This window comes from Streptosporangium vulgare (assembly GCF_042428775.1).
In the GTDB taxonomy this organism is placed as follows: domain Bacteria; phylum Actinomycetota; class Actinomycetes; order Streptosporangiales; family Streptosporangiaceae; genus Streptosporangium; species Streptosporangium vulgare.
In genome coordinates this window covers 59,304-75,637 of sequence record NZ_JBHMBS010000036.1, presented here as the reverse complement: position 1 = coordinate 75,637, position 16,334 = coordinate 59,304, and the positions used below count along the sequence as shown (strand labels likewise).

Below are 16,334 nucleotides of genomic sequence, written 5' to 3'. Positions count from 1 at the left end.
GTGGGAGAGTAGGTCACCGCCGGACAATCTTTTGAGGGCCCCCACCTTTCGGTGGGGGCCTTCGTGTTTTCCGGGGAGTTTCCCCTCAAGGATTTCCTGGAGGGTTTCCCGGGGGCTTCGCGTGCTGCTTTCCGGGGCTTTTCCCGGGCTCCTTCCCGGTCCTTTCCTGGTCCTTCCGGTTTGTTCTGGCTCGTTTCGGAGGCCGGCTGGGGCTTGGTCGTTCCGGGGTTTGTGGGGGCTTCTGGTTCGTGAGGATCAGGGCTTCCACCCCGCTACGGCCGCCGTGTTTTCCGGCCTTTTGGGAGTCTTTTCGGCTGCCTTTCGGCGGCGTCGGTCAGGTTCGCCGCGGCTGCCCCATGATCTCGATCATGGCCAGGGTGTTCTGGTATTCCCGCCAGTTGACGATCTTCCCGTCCCGCACCCTGAGGACCCCGATGAAGGGGGAGGAAGCCTGTTGACCGGTGGCGAGGACCCTCCCGGCGAGCTCGTACTCGACGACGATGACCTCGGGGTCGGCGGTCTCGTGGATGACCACGTCGCGGACCTCGTCCAGGGCGAACCTCTGGGCGAAGGCGGCCTGTTCGGGGCCGGCGAAGAGCAGGAAGGCATCCTTTCCCTCATGCCTCCTGGTCCCGCCCGGTGGAGCGAAGGGGACCTCGATTACGGCGTCCTCGGCCAGCTCGCTGCCGAAGCCGCCGAGATTCTCGAGCCAGTGTCGCCGCACACGTTCGAAGATCTCGCGAGGGCCGGGGGTGACGGTGGATTCGGTCATGGCGGATCCCTTTCGTGACAGACGCTAAGATGAGTGGAAACTCATCTTTATGATCGTGAGTGGAGACTCACTTTGTCAATGACGTCGCTCGCGTAACGTCGCCTCTCGCGTGCGGAGACACCGGACTTCGCGGTCACAGGCCGTTTCGTGAGCACAGGCAGGCGTGATGGAAAACAGGGAAGGCCGGCTGGAATGACCTCCGCGAATTCTTCATCGGGCGGGACGGGAGATCCCGGGACTGCCAAGCCGTTGCGGGCGGATGCCCAGCGCAACCGGGAGCGCATCCTCGCCGCGGCGGAGGCCGTCTTCGCCGACAAGGGCCCCACGGCGTCGACCGAGGAGGTCGCCGCCCGTGCGGGGGTGGCCATCGGCACGGTCTTCAAGCACTTCCCGACCAAGCAGGCCCTGCTGCAGGCCATCATGAAGGGCCTCCTGGGCAGGCTGGAGGGGGAGATGGCCGAGTTCGCCGCCGATGACGCTCCCGGGGAGGCGCTGTTCACCTTCGTCGCCCGCATGGTCGAGCAGGCGGCGCGGAAGAGGACCGTCGTCGGTCTCCTGGCCGAGACGGGCGTCGACCTCCAGGTCGCGACCTCGGTGCGGATGCTGCGCGAAGGGATCGAAACGCTTCTCGTTCGCTCCCAGGAGGCCGGTACGGTCCGCGAGGACGTCCGCCTCGACGAGGTGATCGCTTTGCTCACCGGCATCTGTCAGGGGGCGCTCCACGCGGGCTGGGATGACGACCTGCAGCGTCGGACGCTGGCGATCGTCTTCGCCGGTCTCCGGACGCCTGAGGGGCGCGGATGACCCATGACGCGCCTCGACGAGGGGGAGGTCGGCTGCGAGGAATCGGCTACGGAGGATCGACCGGGAACCTGCCTGCTGAGGAGTCCGCGTGACCCGCTCACGGGATCTGCCCCACCTGCTGCGGAGACGGACCGGAGACGGCGGCCGGGGTCAGGCGCTGGAGGCGGCGCGGAGCAGGGGTTCTATCCGGTAGGGGACCTGGATCGAGAGGGCGATCGTGGTGTCCGTCCGCTGGACGGCGGGGGAGGCGAGGATACGGGCGATGATCTCCTGGAGGTCGGGGGTGCTGCGGGCCACCACGCGGCACAGCAGGTCGGCCTGGCCGCTGGTGCCGTACACCTCCAGGATCTCGGGGAGGGACTCCAGGGCCCGTACAGCCTCGTCCAGGCGGCCCTGGGCGATCTGCAGCGAGACGAACGCGAGGATCGGATATCCGGCGCCCTCGGGGGTCACGGTGGGACCGAAGTCGGCGATGACGCCGCGGGCGATCAGCTTCTCGACGCGGGCCTGTACGGTGCCCCGGGCCACGCCGAGCAGGCGGGCCAGCTCGGTCAGGCCGATGCGTGGGTTGGCGCGCATGGTGACCAGGAGGCGGCCGTCCAGCTCGTCGATCGACATCTCCTCGGGATCCCGTCAGATTGGGCGATTCGACCAGCATAGACGAGGTGTCACCGTACGTTTCTGTGCGGATCGCCCAGTGGAACTGGCTGCTCTTGCCAACGTTTCCGGATATTGCTGTCATTTCATCTATGTTCGAGGAAGCACAGTACTTCGCACCGGTGGCGACCCGTGACGACGGCTCGATCGAGGTCGAGCTCGGCGCCGGTCACCCCGGTTTCGCCGACCCGGTCTACCGCGCCCGCCGTAACGCGATCGCCGCGCTCGCGGTGGGGTACGTGCCCGGTACGCCGATCCCGACGGCCGAGTACACCGACCAGGAGCACGAGGTGTGGGCCCTGGTCAGCCGGGAACTCGGCCTGAAACACCACAAGTACGCGACCGCCGAGTATCTGCGCGCGACCGAGCGGCTCGGGCTGCCCGCCGAGCGCATCCCGCAGCTTCAGGAGGTCAGCGAGCTGCTGGAGCCGCTGACCGGGTTCCGCTACGTTCCGGCCGCCGGCCTGGTGCCGCTCAGGGAGTTCTACGGTGTCCTGGAGGACGGGTTCTTCCACTCCACGCAGTACATCCGGCACCACTCCACGCCGCTGTACACGCCGGAGCCCGACGTGATCCACGAGGTGATCGGCCATGCCAACGCGCTGGCCTCCGACCGCTACTCGCGTCTCTACCGCCTGGCGGGGGCGGCGGCCCGGCGGGTCGAGGGCAAGGAGGCGCTGGAGTTCATCTCGAAGATCTTCTGGTTCACGATGGAGTTCGGCGTGATGACGGACCAGGGCGAGTTGCGGGCGTACGGCGCGGGGATCCTGTCCTCGTACGGGGAGATCGAGGAGTTCCGGGGGATGGACATCCGCCCGCTGGACATCGCCGCCATGGGTACCACGCACTACGACATCACGAAATATCAGGATGTCCTCTTCCGGGCGGAGTCGCTGGAGCACCTCGAAGACGTCGTCGGGGACTTCTGGGCGACCTGTGATGACGAGAGCATCACCCGGTTAATCGCGGACGTTCGTTAAGACCGGGCATCGGTTCGGCGGGATGTTCTATAGCGCACGCCCTGTTTCAGACTAGATTTCGCTTGATCGTCTTATTGTTACGTGTTGTGGGATATATCCCGATCGTCACGTAATGGGGGAGACGGTTGGGGTGGATGATGAGGGCAAGGAACCGGGCGGCCGCGGCCGCCGTCCTGCTGATCACCGCGCAGGCCACCGCCTGCAGTACGTGTCAGGGCCTGACACCGGTGAGCATGCCGACCTCGTCCTCGTCCCCCGAGGGGCAGGCGGCACCGCTCGTTCCGGCGTCCGGTACGCCGTCCCCCGCGCCGTTCCTGGCAGTGGTCCCGGCGGTCCCGGCGCCTGTCTTCCCCGGCGCCGGGGCACCCCAGGCACCCGGACGGGTGCGGGACGCCCGCTCCCCGAAGATCTTCCCCAAGAAGCTCGGGCACACCCTGGACGTGTTTCTCGCGAGGTACGGCGGCCGGACCGCCGCCTCGGTGCACGACCTGGGCACCGGCCGGCGTTACAACTACCACCAGACCCTGCAGTTGCCGTCGGCCAACACCTCCAAGGTGAGCATCCTGACGGCGCTGCTGCTGGGAACGCGGTGGCGCGAGCTCGGTGAGCGAGCCAGGGCCGACGCGAAGAACATGATCCGCTTCAGTGACAACGAGGCGGCCGGCCGGCTGTACGAGCGGATCGGGCTGGAGCCCGGCCTGGCGAGCGCCAACCGCAGGTTCGGCCTCAAGCGCACCTACACCCCCGGCAGGCGGTGCGTGGACCTGCACTGCTGGAGCATCGCGCAGACCACCGCGGAGGACCAGATCCGGCTGGTCAAGGCGCTGGCCACCGGCGAGAGTCCGCTGGCGCCCGCGGAACGCCGCAGGATACTCGGGCTGATGGAGAGGGTGACCCCCGAGCAGAAGTGGGGGATCAGCGCCGGGGCGTGCGGGAACGATCAGGTGTCGCTGAAGAACGGCTGGCTGCGGCACATGGCGAACGGGCGCTGGGCGGTCGCCAGCGCCGGGCTGATCCGCGGGCACGGGCACGACTACGCGGTCGCCGTCCTCACCGAGGACAGTCCGAGCATGGAGACCGGCATCGCCAGGATCGAGGGCGTGACCGAGCGCCTCATGGACGCCTTCAGAGGCGAGCGCGGCTGCGAGAGGACCGTGAGCTGAGCGGCCCGTGCGATCGTGCGGCCGTGGAGTCGCGGAGCTACGGAGCTACGGAGTCGTAGGGCCGTGGAGCCACGGAGCCGTGAGTCACGGAGCTGCGGAGTGTGGAGCCGTGGAGCCGTGGGGCTGGGGACTCGCGAAACCGTGCGGCCCGCATGACCCGCGGGGAGCACGTACGCGTCATACCGTCCTGTCGACCAGCCGGTAGCCCACCCCTCGTACGGTCTGGATCAGCTGGTCGTCGTTGTCGCCCAGGCGGGCCCGGAGACGTTTGACGTGCACCGCGATGGTGTTGGTCGAGGTCGTGTCGGTGGAGTTCCAGACATGCCGCATGATCTGCTCCCGCGTCACCGTGCGGTGTGCGTTGCGCATCAGGTAGTGCAGCAGCTCGAACTCGCGCAGCGGCAGGTGGACGACCCTGCCGCCCACCCTCACCTGGTAGGCGTTGACGTCGAGCTCCACCGGGCCGACCACGAGTGCCCTGCGGGTGCCGGCCTCGCCGGTGAACGCGGCGTGGATGAGCGGCAGCAACTCGGGCACCCGGTACGGCCGGGCCACGCACGCGGTGGCTCCGGCCGTCAGCGCCTGGACGGCCTGCTGGGCATGACCCTCGCCCACGCCCAGCAGGACGGGGATCGCCCGCGTCAGCCGTACCGCGCGGACGAACTCCACCGCCCCTATGACCGGCAGCGAGGCGCTGACGAGAACGACGTCGGGGCGGAGCGCCCCGGCCTGCAACAGGGCCTGGGCGCCGTCGGTGACGCCCATGACCTGCACCCCTTCGCCTTCCAGGACCGCGGCCAGGTCATGGACCATGGCCACCTCCGGATCGGCCACCAGCAGCATGGGCGCCGTCCGTGTGTCCCCGTCCACCTCTGGTGCCGTCTGCGGCTGGATCACCCGGATCCTCCAATATGGGTTAGCCGAAGCGGCCGGTGATGTAATCCTCGGTCCGCTTGTCGGTGGGGTTGGTGAAGATGCGGCTGGTCTCGTCGAACTCCACCAGGCGGCCGTGCCGCACGCCGGCCTCGTCCACCTCGGCGGTGAAGAAGGCCGTGCGGTCCGAGACGCGGGCGGCCTGCTGCATGTTGTGGGTGACGATGACGATCGTGTAGTCGCGCGTCAGCTCCTGCATCAGGTCTTCGATCTTGGTGGTCGCGATCGGGTCCAGGGCCGAGCAGGGCTCGTCCATCAGGATGACGTCGGGCTTCACCGCGATCGCCCGCGCGATGCACAGACGCTGCTGCTGTCCGCCGGAGAGGGAGAGCGCGTTCTGCTTGATCTTGTCCTTGACCTCGTCCCAGAGCGCCGCCTTGGTCAGCGCCTCCTCGACGATCTCGTCCATGTTGCCCTTGACCCCGTTCACCCGGGGACCGTAGGCGATGTTGTCGTAGATCGACTTGGGGAAGGGGTTCGGCTTCTGGAAGACCATGCCGATCCGGCGGCGGACCTCGATCGGGTCCACGTGGTCGCCGTAGAGGTTCTCGTCGTGGTACATGATCTCGCCGACCGCGCGGGCGCCGGGGATGAGGTCGTTCATCCGGTTGAAGCAGCGGAGCACGGTGCTCTTGCCGCAGCCGGACGGGCCGATCATGGCCGTGATCTCGCGGTTGCCGATGGTGAGGTTGACCCCGCGTACCGCCTCGTAGTCTCCGTAGAAGACGCTGAGGTTGGAGACGGTGAAGACCGGGTCGAGGGCTTCGATGGTGCGGGGGACTTCGGGGCCGCGCACGTTCACGTTCGGCACGGAAATTCCAATCTCGGACATTTCTTACCTCACCAGCGCTTCTGATAGCGGTTACGGAGCCAGATGGCGACGGAGTTCATCAGGAGCAGGATCGCCAGCAGGATCACGATCGCCGCGGCGGCGAGGATGGCGAACTCTTCCTGGGGGCGGCTGATGAAGCTGTAGATCTGCAGCGGCAGGACGGTGAAACTGCTCCAGACACCCTCGGGGTTGAACCGGACCAGCGTCGCGGCGCCGAGCATCAGGAACGGGGCGGCCTCGCCGATCGCGCGGGAGAGGGCCAGGATCGAGCCCGTCGCGATGCCTGGGATCGACGCCGGGAGCACCTGGCGGTAGATGGTCTGCCACTGGGTGGCGCCCAGCGCCAGCGAACCCTCGCGGATCGAGGGCGGCACCGCGCGGATGGCCTCGCGGGCGGAGATGATCACGATGGGGAGGACGAGCAGCGAGATGGTGACCGCGCCGGTCATCACGGTGAAGCCGAACTGCATCCAGCGGGCGATGATGCCCAGGCCGAGGATGCCGTAGACGATCGAGGGAACGGCCGCCAGGTTGGAGATGTTCAGCTCGATCAGCTTGTTGTACCACTTGGTCCTGTCGGCGTACTCCTCAAGGTAGATCGCCGCGAGGATGCCGGTGGGCAGGGCCATGAGCGCGGTCAGCGCGATGATCCACAGGGTGCCGAAGATGCCCGACTGGATACCGGAGGTCTCCGGGCGGCGGATCGAGGGCTGGTTCTCCCACAGCATCGAGTTGAGCCGGGGCCAGCCCTCCTCGACGACGTAGACCAGCAGCATGGCCAGGAACAGGAGGGCGATCGCGAGGCTGGCCAGCAGCGCGATGCGGAAGAGGTGTTCCTTGAGGGGGCGCCCCTTGCCGGCCAGCTGTACGGCCGAGCGGGGGGTGGTGAGGATGGCCATCAGTCGTAGACCTCGCGATACTTCTGGACCATGCGGGCGCTGAGGTAGTTCATCGCGAAGGTGATCACGAAGAGCAGGGACCCCACCGCGAAGATGGTCTTGTAGGCGATCGAGCCGACAGAGGCGTCACCGGAGCCGGCCTGGGCGATGAAGGCCGCCATCGTGGCCATCTCGTTGCCCGGGTAGAGCGTGAAGACGGACTTGAAGCCGCCGGCGATCGCGACGATCATCGTCTCGCCCGCGGCCCGGGAGACCGCCAGGATGATGGCGGCGACGATGCCGGAGAACGCGGCGGGGACGACGACGCGCACCGAGGTGAGCATCTTGGAGGCCCCGAGGGCGTACGAGCCCTCGCGCAGGCCGTTGGGCACCGCGGCCATCGAGTCCTCCGACAGCGACGCGACGATCGGGATGATCATCACGCCGACGAGGAGGCCCGCGGCGAGCGCGTTCTTGCCGTCCAGGTCGAGGAAGGGGAAGACGTCCCTCAGCAGCGGGGTGACGAAGGTGAGGGCGAAGAAGCCGAAGACCACCGTGGGGACGCCCGCGAGGACCTCCAGCACCGGCTTGAAGATCTTGCGGGTCCTGCTGGTGGCGTACTCCGACAGGTAGATCGCGGCGGCCAGGCCGAGCGGCACGGCGACCACGACGGCGATGAGGGTGATCTCCACGGTGGCGACGATGAGCGGCCACACGCCGAAGGCCGGCGGGTTGAACAGCGGTCCCCAGTCGGTGGAGCCGAAGAACTCTCCCAGGCTCACCGAGGCGAAGAACTCGACGGTCGGTTCGAGGAGCGCGATGACGATGCCGATCGTGGTCGCCACCGACACCATCGCCGCGGCCAGCAGAACGGCCTTGATGACGAACTCGCCGTAACGCGGGCGCGACCGCGCCAGGGACCCCGGGGCCCCTGGAACGGTCGTGCGGTGCTGAGCCGACATCAGCCGGCGCTCTTCAGCGAGGTGATGTCAGCCTTGAGCTTGGCCTCCTGCTCAGAGTTGAGCGGGATGAACTTCGCGTCCTTGGCGATCGCGTTGATGTTGGCCGCGTAGTAGTCGAGGAAGGCCGCGACCTCGGGCCGCTTCACCGCGGAGGTGGAGGGGTAGATGAACAGCGGGCGGGAGAGCGGGGTGTACTTGCCGCCCTGGGCCGCCTCGACGCTCGGGGCCACGCAGCCGCTGCCGGAGTCGATCTCCACGGCCTTCAGCTTCTCGGCGTTCTCCTCGAAGTAGGTGAAGCCGAAGTAGCCCAGGCCGCCCTTGGCGCCCTCGACACCGGTGACGATGTCGTTGTCGTTCTCGCTCGGGCTGTAGTCCTTGCGGCTGGCGCCCTCCTCACCGTTGATCTCGTCGGTGAAGTAGTCGAAGGTGCCGGAGTCGGTGCCGGGGCCGTAGAGCTTGAGCTCCTCGGCCGGGAACTTGGCGTCGACGTCCTTCCAGGTCTTGACCTTGCCCTCGGCCGCCGGCTCCCAGATCTTCTTGAGCTGGTCGGTGGTGAGGCAGGTGACCCAGTCGTTCTCCTTGGGAACCACGACGGTCAGCGCGTCGACGGCCACCGTGAGCTCGGTGAACTTGATGCCCTTCGCGTCGCAGGCCGCCTTCTCCTCGTCCTTGATCGCGCGGGAGGCGTCCGAGATGTCGGTCTCGCCGGCGCAGAACTTCTCGAAGCCGCCGCCGGTGCCCGAGGTGCCGACCGGCACCTTCACCTGCGGCTGCTCCTCGCCGAAGAGCTCGGCGGCGGCCTGGGTGAGGGGGGCCACGGTGCTGGAACCGTCGATCTTGATCTCGCCGCTCAGGGCCGCGCCGGCGCCCGCCTCGGCCGGGGACGCGGCGGCGGTGCTGCCGTCACTGCTGGGCTTGGCGTCGCCACCACAAGCGGCCGCGAGCGATACGACGAGCGCGGCCGTCGCCACCGCGCTGAGGCGGCGCTGTCCACTGGTCACGGTATGTTCCTTCTCCGTAGTGAGATCTGTTCTCGATGCCTCGATAAAAGTGGGGCAAAGTGAACGGAGATGAAACGAGCCATGACCGGGGCCGGAAGAGGTAGGCCCACGGATGTGAATACCTGAACGTCGACGGGATTTCGCGCCCGGTTTCCGGCCCGGCAGGCCCGCTGGACAGGGCGTCGGGAACCCCCTGGTCCTGGCGTGGCCCGCCGCGGGAGCCGTGCGCCGGAACGTTCCCGTGTCCGGCCGCCGTCCTCACGGGCGTGCCGATGTGTTCATCTTCCCGACATCCGGCGGAAGGTAACGCGGGAGGTGCGGGAGGTGATGCGGCCGGATCTCCGGCGCGGTCCGGAGCGGGACCGCGCGTGGGGGCTCCCGGACGAGGGAGGGGGCAGACCTTCGAAGGCCGCTGGGCAGGACGGGTGACGCGGGTGACCGCCGGGTGGACGGGTGCCGGACCTTCGCGCGGGCTGGGGACGTTGGGCGGTGAGGGGAGCGGTTCCGCGTGGGATGGCCGCCAGGTGGGGGAGCGGGCCGCGAGGGGGGGCGTTGGGTGGGGAGGGTGAGCGGGCCGCGAGGGGGAAGGCGTCAGGCGGGGAGGGTGAGCGGGCCGCTGCCGAGGCGTTTGAGGACCTCGCCGTGCAGGGGGCCGTTGCTGCACAGCAGGCTGCCGCCGTCGACGTCGGGCACCCCCGACAGGTCGGTCCAGATACCGCCCGCCTCCTCGACGATCACGGTCAGCGCCGCGATGTCCCAGGGGGAGAGTTCGGGCTCCGCGGACACGTCGACCGCGCCCTCGGCGACCAGCATGTGCGACCAGAAGTCGCCGTAGGCGCGGCTGCGCCAGACGGAGCGGTTCAGGTCGAGGAACGCGTCGAGCCTTCCGGCCTCCTCCCAGCCGCCGATGCTGGAGTAGGAGAACGAGGCGTCCTCGATGCTGGTGACGGAGGAGACGTGGCACCGCGTGGCCTTGGTGAGGCTCTTGCCGGTCCAGGCGCCGCTGTCGCGGGCGGCCCACCAGCGGCGGCCCAGGGCGGGGGCGGAGACCAGGCCCATGACGACGCGGTCCTGGTCCATCAGGGCGATGAGCGTGGCCCAGACGGGCACTCCGCGCACGTAGTTCTTGGTGCCGTCGATCGGGTCGATGATCCACGAGCGATCGCCGTGGCCGCTCGCGCCGAACTCCTCGCCGACGACGGCGTCGCGCGGCCGGGCCCGGCCGAGTGCGCCGCGGATCGCATTCTCGGCGGCCTGGTCGGCGTCGCTCACCGGTGTGAGGTCGGGTTTGGTCTCCACCCGCAGGTCCATGGACTTGAACCTGCGCATGGTCAGATCGTCGGCGGCGTCGGCCATGACGTGCGCGAGGCGGAGATCGTCGTTGTAACCCGTCACGGGGGCCAACGGTATCGCGTCGGCGGCCGAATGGCGGAGATCGGGGAGTAAGCGGAGCAATCGTGTCGCGTCCCACCAGGCTCGGATACCGCGTGAAACATCCGTTGGCATCGGTGTTACTCGCGAGTAGCATTCCGGTATGACCTTTGACGTGGGTGAGTTCATGCTGCAGAGCGTTCCGTTCGCCAGGACGCTGGGCATCTCGTTCGACAAGGTGGAACCGGGCTTCGCCGTCGCCCGGATGGCCGACCGGGCCGAGTTGCACAACCACGTGGGAGGTCCGCACGCCGGAGTCCTGTTCAGCGTCGCGGAGACGGCCTCCGGTGCCGCCATGCTCTCCACCTTCGGGGACCAGCTGTCACGGGCCACCCCGCTGGCCAAGAGCGCGGCGATCCGCTACCTCAAGCTCGCGAGGGGCGAGGTCGTCGCGGAGGCCCGTCTCCGGGCGTCCCGCGAGGAGGTCGTGGCCACGCTGGACGCGGGAGAACGTCCCGAGTTCGACGTCACCGTCGAGATCAGGACCGCCGACGGCACCCTCGTGTCCGAGATGACCGTCGCCTGGGCCTTCCGGTTGAACAGCTGACGTCGTGCCCGACCGCCGGCGCCTCAACGGAGCCGCCGGCGCCTCGGAGAAACCGTCGGCGTCGTGTCGAACCGCTGACGTCCTACCGGCGGTGGCGGGACGGCGGTGCCGACGCCGGTGCGTCGCGGTGAGCCTCTTCGCTCATGCGCTTCGCCGTGCGTCGGTCCTGTCCCCGGTGCGCCCTCACGACTGGTCGTCGTCGGAGGCGCCCTCGCGGCTGGCGAGCAGGCGGCGCAGGGAGGCCAGCCGGGCCGGGTCGGCGTGTCCGGCCGCGACCCAGGCGTCCAGGGCGCACTCGTCGGAGAGGTGGGTGCAGCCCTTCGGGCACTGGACGGTGCCCTCGATCAGGTCGGGGAAGCCCGCCAGGACCGTCTCCACCGAGACGTGGGCCAGCCCGAAGCTGCGCACACCTGGGGTGTCGATGATCCAGCCGCCCTCCGGAAGCTCCAGGGCGACGGCCGACGTGGAGGTGTGACGACCCCGGCCGGTGACCGCGTTCACGTGTGAGACGGCCCGGTTGGCGTCCGGTACCAGGGCGTTGACCAGCGTCGACTTGCCCACTCCCGAATGGCCGACGAGCACGCTGATCCGGCCCTTCAGGCACTCCCGCACCTCTTCCAGGCCGCCCCCCTTCTGGACCACCACGTACGGCACCCCGAGGGGGTCGTACAGCGAGACCAGCTCGTCGGGTGAGGCGAGGTCGGACTTGGTGAGGCAGAGCATCGGGTCGATGTCGGCGTCGAAGGCCGCGACGAGCATCCGGTCGATCATGCGGGGCCGGGGCGGCGGATCGGCGAGGGCCGTCACGATGACGAGCTGGTCGGCGTTGGCGACCACGGGACGCTCGATGCCGTCGGTGTTGTCGGTGTCGTCCGCGGAGCGGCGGAGCATCGAGGTGCGGGGCTCCACCCGCACGACGCGGGCCAGCGTGTCGGCCATACCGGAGACGTCGCCCACCAGGGCGACCCGGTCGCCGACCACGATGCCCTTGCGGCCCAGCTCGCGCGCCTTCATGGCGACCACGACCCTGCCGCTCATCGCGGCGCCCTCCGCGTGGTCCTTCTTGCGGCGGCGGCCCTTCTCGCCCGCGGACTCGACCAGGCACGTGTAGCGCCCGCGGTCGACGGCGACCACGAACCCCGGGGTCGCGTCCTCGTGGGCAGGGCGAATCCGGGTCCGGGGCCGGGATCCCTTGCCCGGCCTGACCCTGACGTCGTCCTCGTCGTACTCGCGCTTTCTCAGTTTCTCCGCCTTGTCCGGCCCGGTGTGCCCCCGAGAAGGGGCGCGAGGTCCGCCGATCGTGCCGGCCGGTCGTCTCTCACCGCGCGCCGCGCAGCATGTCCGCCCACATGGAGGCGAACTCGGGAAGGGTCTTACCCGTGGTGGCGATGTCCTCCACCTCGACGCCGGGCACGGCGAGCCCGATCACCGCTCCGGCGGTGGCCATCCGGTGGTCGGCGTAGGAGTGGAACACCCCGCCGGTGAGCGGGCGGGGCCTGATCTCCAAACCGTCCTCGGTCTCGTTCGCGTCGCCGCCGAGGCCGTTGATCTCGGCGACCAGGGCGGCGAGCCGGTCGGTCTCGTGCCCGCGGATGTGGGCGACGCCGCCGATCCTGCTCGGGGAGCTCGCGAGGGCGGCGAGGGCGGCGATCGTCGGGGTCAGCTCGGCGACGTCACGCAGGTCCGCCTCGATGCCGGTGATCCGCCCGGTGCCGGTGACCGCCAGCCCCTCGGGCGTGTGCTCCACCGAGGCGCCCATGCCGGCCAGCAGCGTACGGAGCTGGTCACCCGGCTGGGTCGTCCGCGCGGGCCAGTCGGGGATGGTGACCGTGCCTCCGGTCACCATGGCGGCGCACAGGAAGGGCGCCGCGTTGGACAGGTCGGGCTCCACCGTGAAGTCCCTCGCCCCGATGGGGCCGGGTTCGACCCGCCAGACGTCGGGTTCGGAGTCGTCCACCACGACGCCGAACTCGCGGAGCATCTGGACGGTCATCTGAATGTGCGGCTGCGAGGGGATCGGCGGGCCCTCGTGGCGTACCGTCACGCCCTTCTCGAAGCGTGCCGCGGTCAGCAGCAGGCCGGACAGGAACTGCGACGAGCCGGACGCGTCGAGCCCGACCTCACCACCGGTGAGCGGTCCCCGCACCGTGAAGGGCAGCGCGTCGCCCGTCACCTCGGCGCCGAGGGCGCGCAGCGCGCGCAGGATCGGGCCCATCGGGCGCTTGCGGGCGTGCGGGTCACCGTCGAAGAAGACCTCGCCCTTGGCCAGCGCCGCCATCGGCGGCACGAAGCGCATGACCGTGCCCGCGAGCCCCACGTCGATGCGGGCCCCGCCGGTGACGGGACCGGGGGTGATCGCCCAGTCGACACCGGAGGCGCTCTCGTTGGAGGGGACCATCGTCGCGCCCAGGGCTCGCAGGGCGTCCGCCATCAGGTCGGCGTCGCGGCTGCGCAGCGCCAGGCGTACCGTGCCGGGGCCGTCGGCCAGCGCGGCGAGCAGCAGCGCGCGGTTGGTCACGGACTTCGACCCGGGCAGGGGGACGGTCGCGCGGACGGGTTCGGTCGCGGTCGGCGCGGGCCACAGCGGAGCGGACATGGTCAAAAGCCTACCGGTGCCCGCAGCGCGCCGCCCGTTCGTGCCCGTCCGCGCTGATCCGAGCTCATCCGCGCCCGTTCGTATCCGGGGACGGAGGGGCTCGCGTGATCGATGAGGTGAGGATCCGGGTGAGCCGGGTAAAAGCGTCGTCACCGCGACGCCCGGCGGCACCGTCGGCGGTGCGCGGCAAGATCGAGGAACGGGGTCGGAGACTCCCCGGCGTGTCGTGGCGTGGGAAAGTGGAGATATGTGCGGAAGATACGCGTCTGCGCGAGGCAAGCAGGAGTTACTGGAGGAGTTCCAGGTCGAGCTCGACGGAGCGGCCGACGACGAACTCAAGCCCGACTACAACGTCGCGCCCACCAAACCGGTGTACGCGGTGATGAGCCGGGTGCCGAAGTCCGAACCGGGCGGCGGGCCGGTCAGGCAGCTCCGCGTGGTCCGCTGGGGGCTGGTCCCGGCCTGGGCGAAGGACCCGTCCATCGGCTCGAAGATGATCAACGCGCGGGTGGAGACGGTGGCGGAGAAGCCCGCCTACCGCAAGGCGTTCGCCGAGCGCAGGTGCCTGATCCCGGCCGACGGCTACTACGAGTGGGCCGTGCTGGACGAGAAGGACGCCAAGGGGAAGCCGAAGAAGCAGCCCTACTTCGTCCGCCCCGCCGACGGCGGCGTGATGGCGATGGCGGGGCTGTACGAGTTCTGGCGGGACCGGGGCCGGGACGACGACGACCCGCTCTCCTGGCTGGTGACCTGCACGATCATCACGACCGACGCCGTGGACGAGGCGGGCAGGGTCCACGACCGGATGCCGATGCTGATCGAGCGCGACCGCTGGGGTGAGTGGCTCGACCCCGGGGTGCCCGACGCGAAGGGGTTCCTCATCCCGGCGGGCTCCACCGGGCTGGAGATCTATCCGGTCTCCACCGCCGTCAACTCGGTGCGGAACAACGGCCCGGAGCTCGTCGAGCCGATGAAGGAGGCGGAGAAGGGGGCGTAGGGCGAGGGTGACGGGCGGGTGATCTTCCCGAAACGCCGGGAGATCTCGGGTCTCGAAGCACCGGTGATCCGGAGTGTGGCGATCCGGTCCCGAAGCGCCGGGTTCTGGTGTAAAACTTCCGCCAAGTGGGCATCCGGTGAGGAAAGCGGTGCCTCGTGACGGAGTGGCGTACTGGCGTACCGGCGCGGTGACGAGGTCGCGAGGTCGCCGTCACAGAGCCCTTTTTTTGCGCCTGACAGGAGAGTCGGGGATCCCCTCACAGGCCGCCCCGGCTTCCCGGAGGTGCGGATTCGTGGATGTCGCGACCGCGCGCGAGCGCCTGAAGAGCATGCTCGCCGAACTAGACCGGTCCATCGGAGTGCTCCGCGGGGACTCCCTCGCCGTGAGGGAAAGGGATCGGTCCCCGGCGGACGGGGGTTCCGACCTGACCGACTCCGATCGCAACCGGGCCCTGCTGGAGGTCGCCACCCGGCACCGCCACTCGGTGCTGGAGGCGCTCAGACGGATGGACGAGGGAGGCTACGGCCTCTGTGTGGACTGTGGCGCGCCGGTCCCCGAGAGCAGGCTGGAGGCGCGGCCCGAGGCGGCCCGCTGCGTGCCGTGCCAGTCCAGGCGCGAGCGCAGGCGCTGACCCCCGTCGGCGTCCGGGCCCGGAGGCGTGAGGCACGGGCCGATCCGGGCGCCGGCCTGCCCCGCGTCCGGAGCACACCCGGGGATCACCGGCCTGCCCGCGTCCGGAGCACACCTGGGGATCACCGGCCCGTCCGGGCCCCCGTGCCTCAGGGGCGCCGGGCGCTGGCCACCAGGTGGATGCCCACCGTGTCGTCGTCGTCCGGGTGGGTGTCCAGCTCCGTGTTGACCAGCCAGGCGAGCGCCCGGGAGTCGGAGGCGAGCACGTGGTCGACCGTCGAGGGGGACAGCACCGTGCGGGGCCGTATCCACTCGACCTCCAGCCCGGCGTCGGTGAGCAGCTCGCGGAGCTGGGCGCTGCTGAAGCACCGGGTGATGCTGCCGTCGGGCCAGGGCACGAGCATGACCTCGCCGGTCTGGCGCAGATGGGCCCAGTAGTTCTGCTCGGCGAGGATCGCCATCCCCAGCACCAGGGAGTCGACGCAGACCAGCGCCCGGCCGCCGGGACGCAGGACCCGGGCGACGTCGCCGATCGCGGATTCGGCCATGAGCTCCACCGACATCGCGCGTTCCTCGGCGAGCACGGCGTCCACGCTGTGGTCGGGCAGGAAACGCAGGTCGTCGGCGCGTACCTGGCTGACCTTGGAGATGTCGTGCAGCGGCTGGCCGTTCGTGGGCCTGCGGAAGTCGACCACCTCGATCACCCGGTGCCCCGCCTTCGCCGCCTGGACGGCCCAGCGGCCGTCTCCGCAGGACATGTCGAGGACGGTGGACGGGGTTTCCGGCAGCCATCGGCCCAGTTGCTCGGCCACGACCGCGTGGTAAAAGGTCCAGTACGGCCCGAGCGCACCTGAGCCGTTCAGCTCTTCGGCCGGGATGGGCAGCACAGGCAGCTCCTGGCGTCGGGAGGATCCGGTGGTCTTTCAACTACCTACCGGTACGTACCTTCTTTTTCCCCGTACCGGGTCGTTCGTCACCTTCTATCTTGCGGGAACAGATGGCGGTGCGGGCGTGTTGCAAGCGGACAACGCACGATCCTTTCGGAGGTTGGCAAGCAGATGCTCGCCTTGATCGAACCCGTCACCCGCCCCGGTGATCGGTCCTTCCCTGACGAGCGGGTATTCTCCGCTCAGTACGGTGTCCCGCGTCAG

At 69.4% G+C, this 16,334-nt stretch carries 17 protein-coding genes; 6 read left to right on the top strand and 11 right to left on the bottom strand.

Annotated elements, in window-relative coordinates; translation table 11 throughout:
- Positions 1-334 precede the first annotated feature (334 nt).
- A complete protein-coding gene (locus ACFFRH_RS39825) occupies positions 335-772 on the bottom strand; it encodes a nuclear transport factor 2 family protein (RefSeq protein ID WP_386162806.1) in 438 nt (145 codons plus the stop codon).
- Positions 773-1,021: 249 nt separating this feature from the next.
- On the opposite strand from ACFFRH_RS39825, the gene ACFFRH_RS39820 reads away from it, so the two are divergent.
- Positions 1,022-1,576 (top strand): TetR/AcrR family transcriptional regulator, encoded by a 555-nt coding sequence (locus tag ACFFRH_RS39820; protein ID WP_386162804.1) that lies wholly within the window; start codon positions 1,022-1,024, stop codon positions 1,574-1,576.
- A gap of 150 nt (positions 1,577-1,726) precedes the next feature.
- On the opposite strand, the gene ACFFRH_RS39815 is transcribed toward ACFFRH_RS39820, so the two are convergent.
- On the bottom strand, positions 1,727-2,194 hold the full coding sequence (locus ACFFRH_RS39815) for an Lrp/AsnC family transcriptional regulator (protein ID WP_386162801.1): 468 nt from the start codon (positions 2,192-2,194) through the stop codon (positions 1,727-1,729).
- A 131-nt stretch (positions 2,195-2,325) separates the two neighbouring features.
- Here ACFFRH_RS39815 and ACFFRH_RS39810 point away from each other — a divergent pair, with 131 nt between their 5' ends.
- The gene (locus tag ACFFRH_RS39810; RefSeq protein WP_386162799.1) at positions 2,326-3,213 is read left to right on the top strand and encodes a phenylalanine 4-monooxygenase; all 888 of its coding nucleotides are present in this window, start codon (positions 2,326-2,328) and stop codon (positions 3,211-3,213) included.
- Positions 3,214-3,350: 137 nt separating this feature from the next.
- Positions 3,351-4,376: a serine hydrolase gene (locus tag ACFFRH_RS39805; RefSeq protein WP_386162796.1), complete on the top strand. Its 1,026-nt coding sequence runs from the start codon at positions 3,351-3,353 to the stop codon at positions 4,374-4,376.
- Between the two features lie 177 nt (positions 4,377-4,553).
- Here ACFFRH_RS39805 and ACFFRH_RS39800 read toward each other — a convergent pair whose 3' ends face one another.
- From ACFFRH_RS39800 to hisN, 6 genes are all read right to left on the bottom strand, one after another.
- On the bottom strand, positions 4,554-5,273 hold the full coding sequence (locus tag ACFFRH_RS39800; RefSeq protein ID WP_386162794.1) for a response regulator transcription factor: 720 nt from the start codon (positions 5,271-5,273) through the stop codon (positions 4,554-4,556).
- Between the two features lie 19 nt (positions 5,274-5,292).
- Positions 5,293-6,120, bottom strand: coding sequence for a phosphate ABC transporter ATP-binding protein PstB (pstB, locus tag ACFFRH_RS39795; protein WP_386162791.1), 828 nt, complete (start codon positions 6,118-6,120; stop codon positions 5,293-5,295).
- A 29-nt stretch (positions 6,121-6,149) separates the two neighbouring features.
- Positions 6,150-7,040, bottom strand: coding sequence for a phosphate ABC transporter permease PstA (pstA, locus tag ACFFRH_RS39790; protein ID WP_386162788.1), 891 nt, complete (start codon positions 7,038-7,040; stop codon positions 6,150-6,152).
- Positions 7,040-7,981 (bottom strand): phosphate ABC transporter permease subunit PstC, encoded by a 942-nt coding sequence (gene pstC, locus ACFFRH_RS39785; RefSeq protein WP_386162786.1) that lies wholly within the window; start codon positions 7,979-7,981, stop codon positions 7,040-7,042. The genes pstA and pstC overlap by 1 nt, the downstream gene beginning before the upstream one ends.
- Positions 7,981-8,982, bottom strand: coding sequence for a PstS family phosphate ABC transporter substrate-binding protein (locus ACFFRH_RS39780; RefSeq protein ID WP_386162783.1), 1,002 nt, complete (start codon positions 8,980-8,982; stop codon positions 7,981-7,983). Before ACFFRH_RS39780 ends, pstC begins: the two co-directional genes overlap by 1 nt.
- Before the next feature lie 591 nt (positions 8,983-9,573).
- The gene (hisN, locus tag ACFFRH_RS39775) at positions 9,574-10,377 is read right to left on the bottom strand and encodes a histidinol-phosphatase (RefSeq protein WP_386162780.1); all 804 of its coding nucleotides are present in this window, start codon (positions 10,375-10,377) and stop codon (positions 9,574-9,576) included.
- 139 nt (positions 10,378-10,516) lie between these two features.
- Between hisN and ACFFRH_RS39770 the strand changes: the two genes are divergently transcribed.
- Positions 10,517-10,960, top strand: a complete 444-nt coding sequence (locus ACFFRH_RS39770) for a DUF4442 domain-containing protein (protein WP_386162777.1) — start codon at positions 10,517-10,519, stop codon at positions 10,958-10,960.
- 183 nt (positions 10,961-11,143) lie between these two features.
- Here the strand turns inward: ACFFRH_RS39770 and rsgA are convergent, their stop codons facing one another.
- Together rsgA and aroA are read right to left on the bottom strand one after the other, a co-directional pair.
- Positions 11,144-12,202 carry a ribosome small subunit-dependent GTPase A gene (rsgA, locus tag ACFFRH_RS39765; protein ID WP_386162809.1) on the bottom strand — a complete coding sequence of 353 codons (1,059 nt, stop codon included), beginning with the start codon at positions 12,200-12,202 and terminating at the stop codon, positions 11,144-11,146.
- Between the two features lie 76 nt (positions 12,203-12,278).
- Positions 12,279-13,556 (bottom strand): 3-phosphoshikimate 1-carboxyvinyltransferase, encoded by a 1,278-nt coding sequence (gene aroA / locus ACFFRH_RS39760; protein WP_344749358.1) that lies wholly within the window; start codon positions 13,554-13,556, stop codon positions 12,279-12,281.
- 247 nt (positions 13,557-13,803) lie between these two features.
- Here aroA and ACFFRH_RS39755 point away from each other — a divergent pair, with 247 nt between their 5' ends.
- Positions 13,804-14,553, top strand: coding sequence for an SOS response-associated peptidase (locus ACFFRH_RS39755; RefSeq protein WP_344749359.1), 750 nt, complete (start codon positions 13,804-13,806; stop codon positions 14,551-14,553).
- Positions 14,554-14,845: 292 nt separating this feature from the next.
- Positions 14,846-15,184 (top strand): TraR/DksA family transcriptional regulator, encoded by a 339-nt coding sequence (locus ACFFRH_RS39750; protein WP_344749360.1) that lies wholly within the window; start codon positions 14,846-14,848, stop codon positions 15,182-15,184.
- A 148-nt stretch (positions 15,185-15,332) separates the two neighbouring features.
- Here ACFFRH_RS39750 and ACFFRH_RS39745 read toward each other — a convergent pair whose 3' ends face one another.
- On the bottom strand, positions 15,333-16,070 hold the full coding sequence (locus ACFFRH_RS39745) for a class I SAM-dependent methyltransferase (protein WP_344749361.1): 738 nt from the start codon (positions 16,068-16,070) through the stop codon (positions 15,333-15,335).
- Between the last annotated feature and the right edge of the window lie 264 nt (positions 16,071-16,334).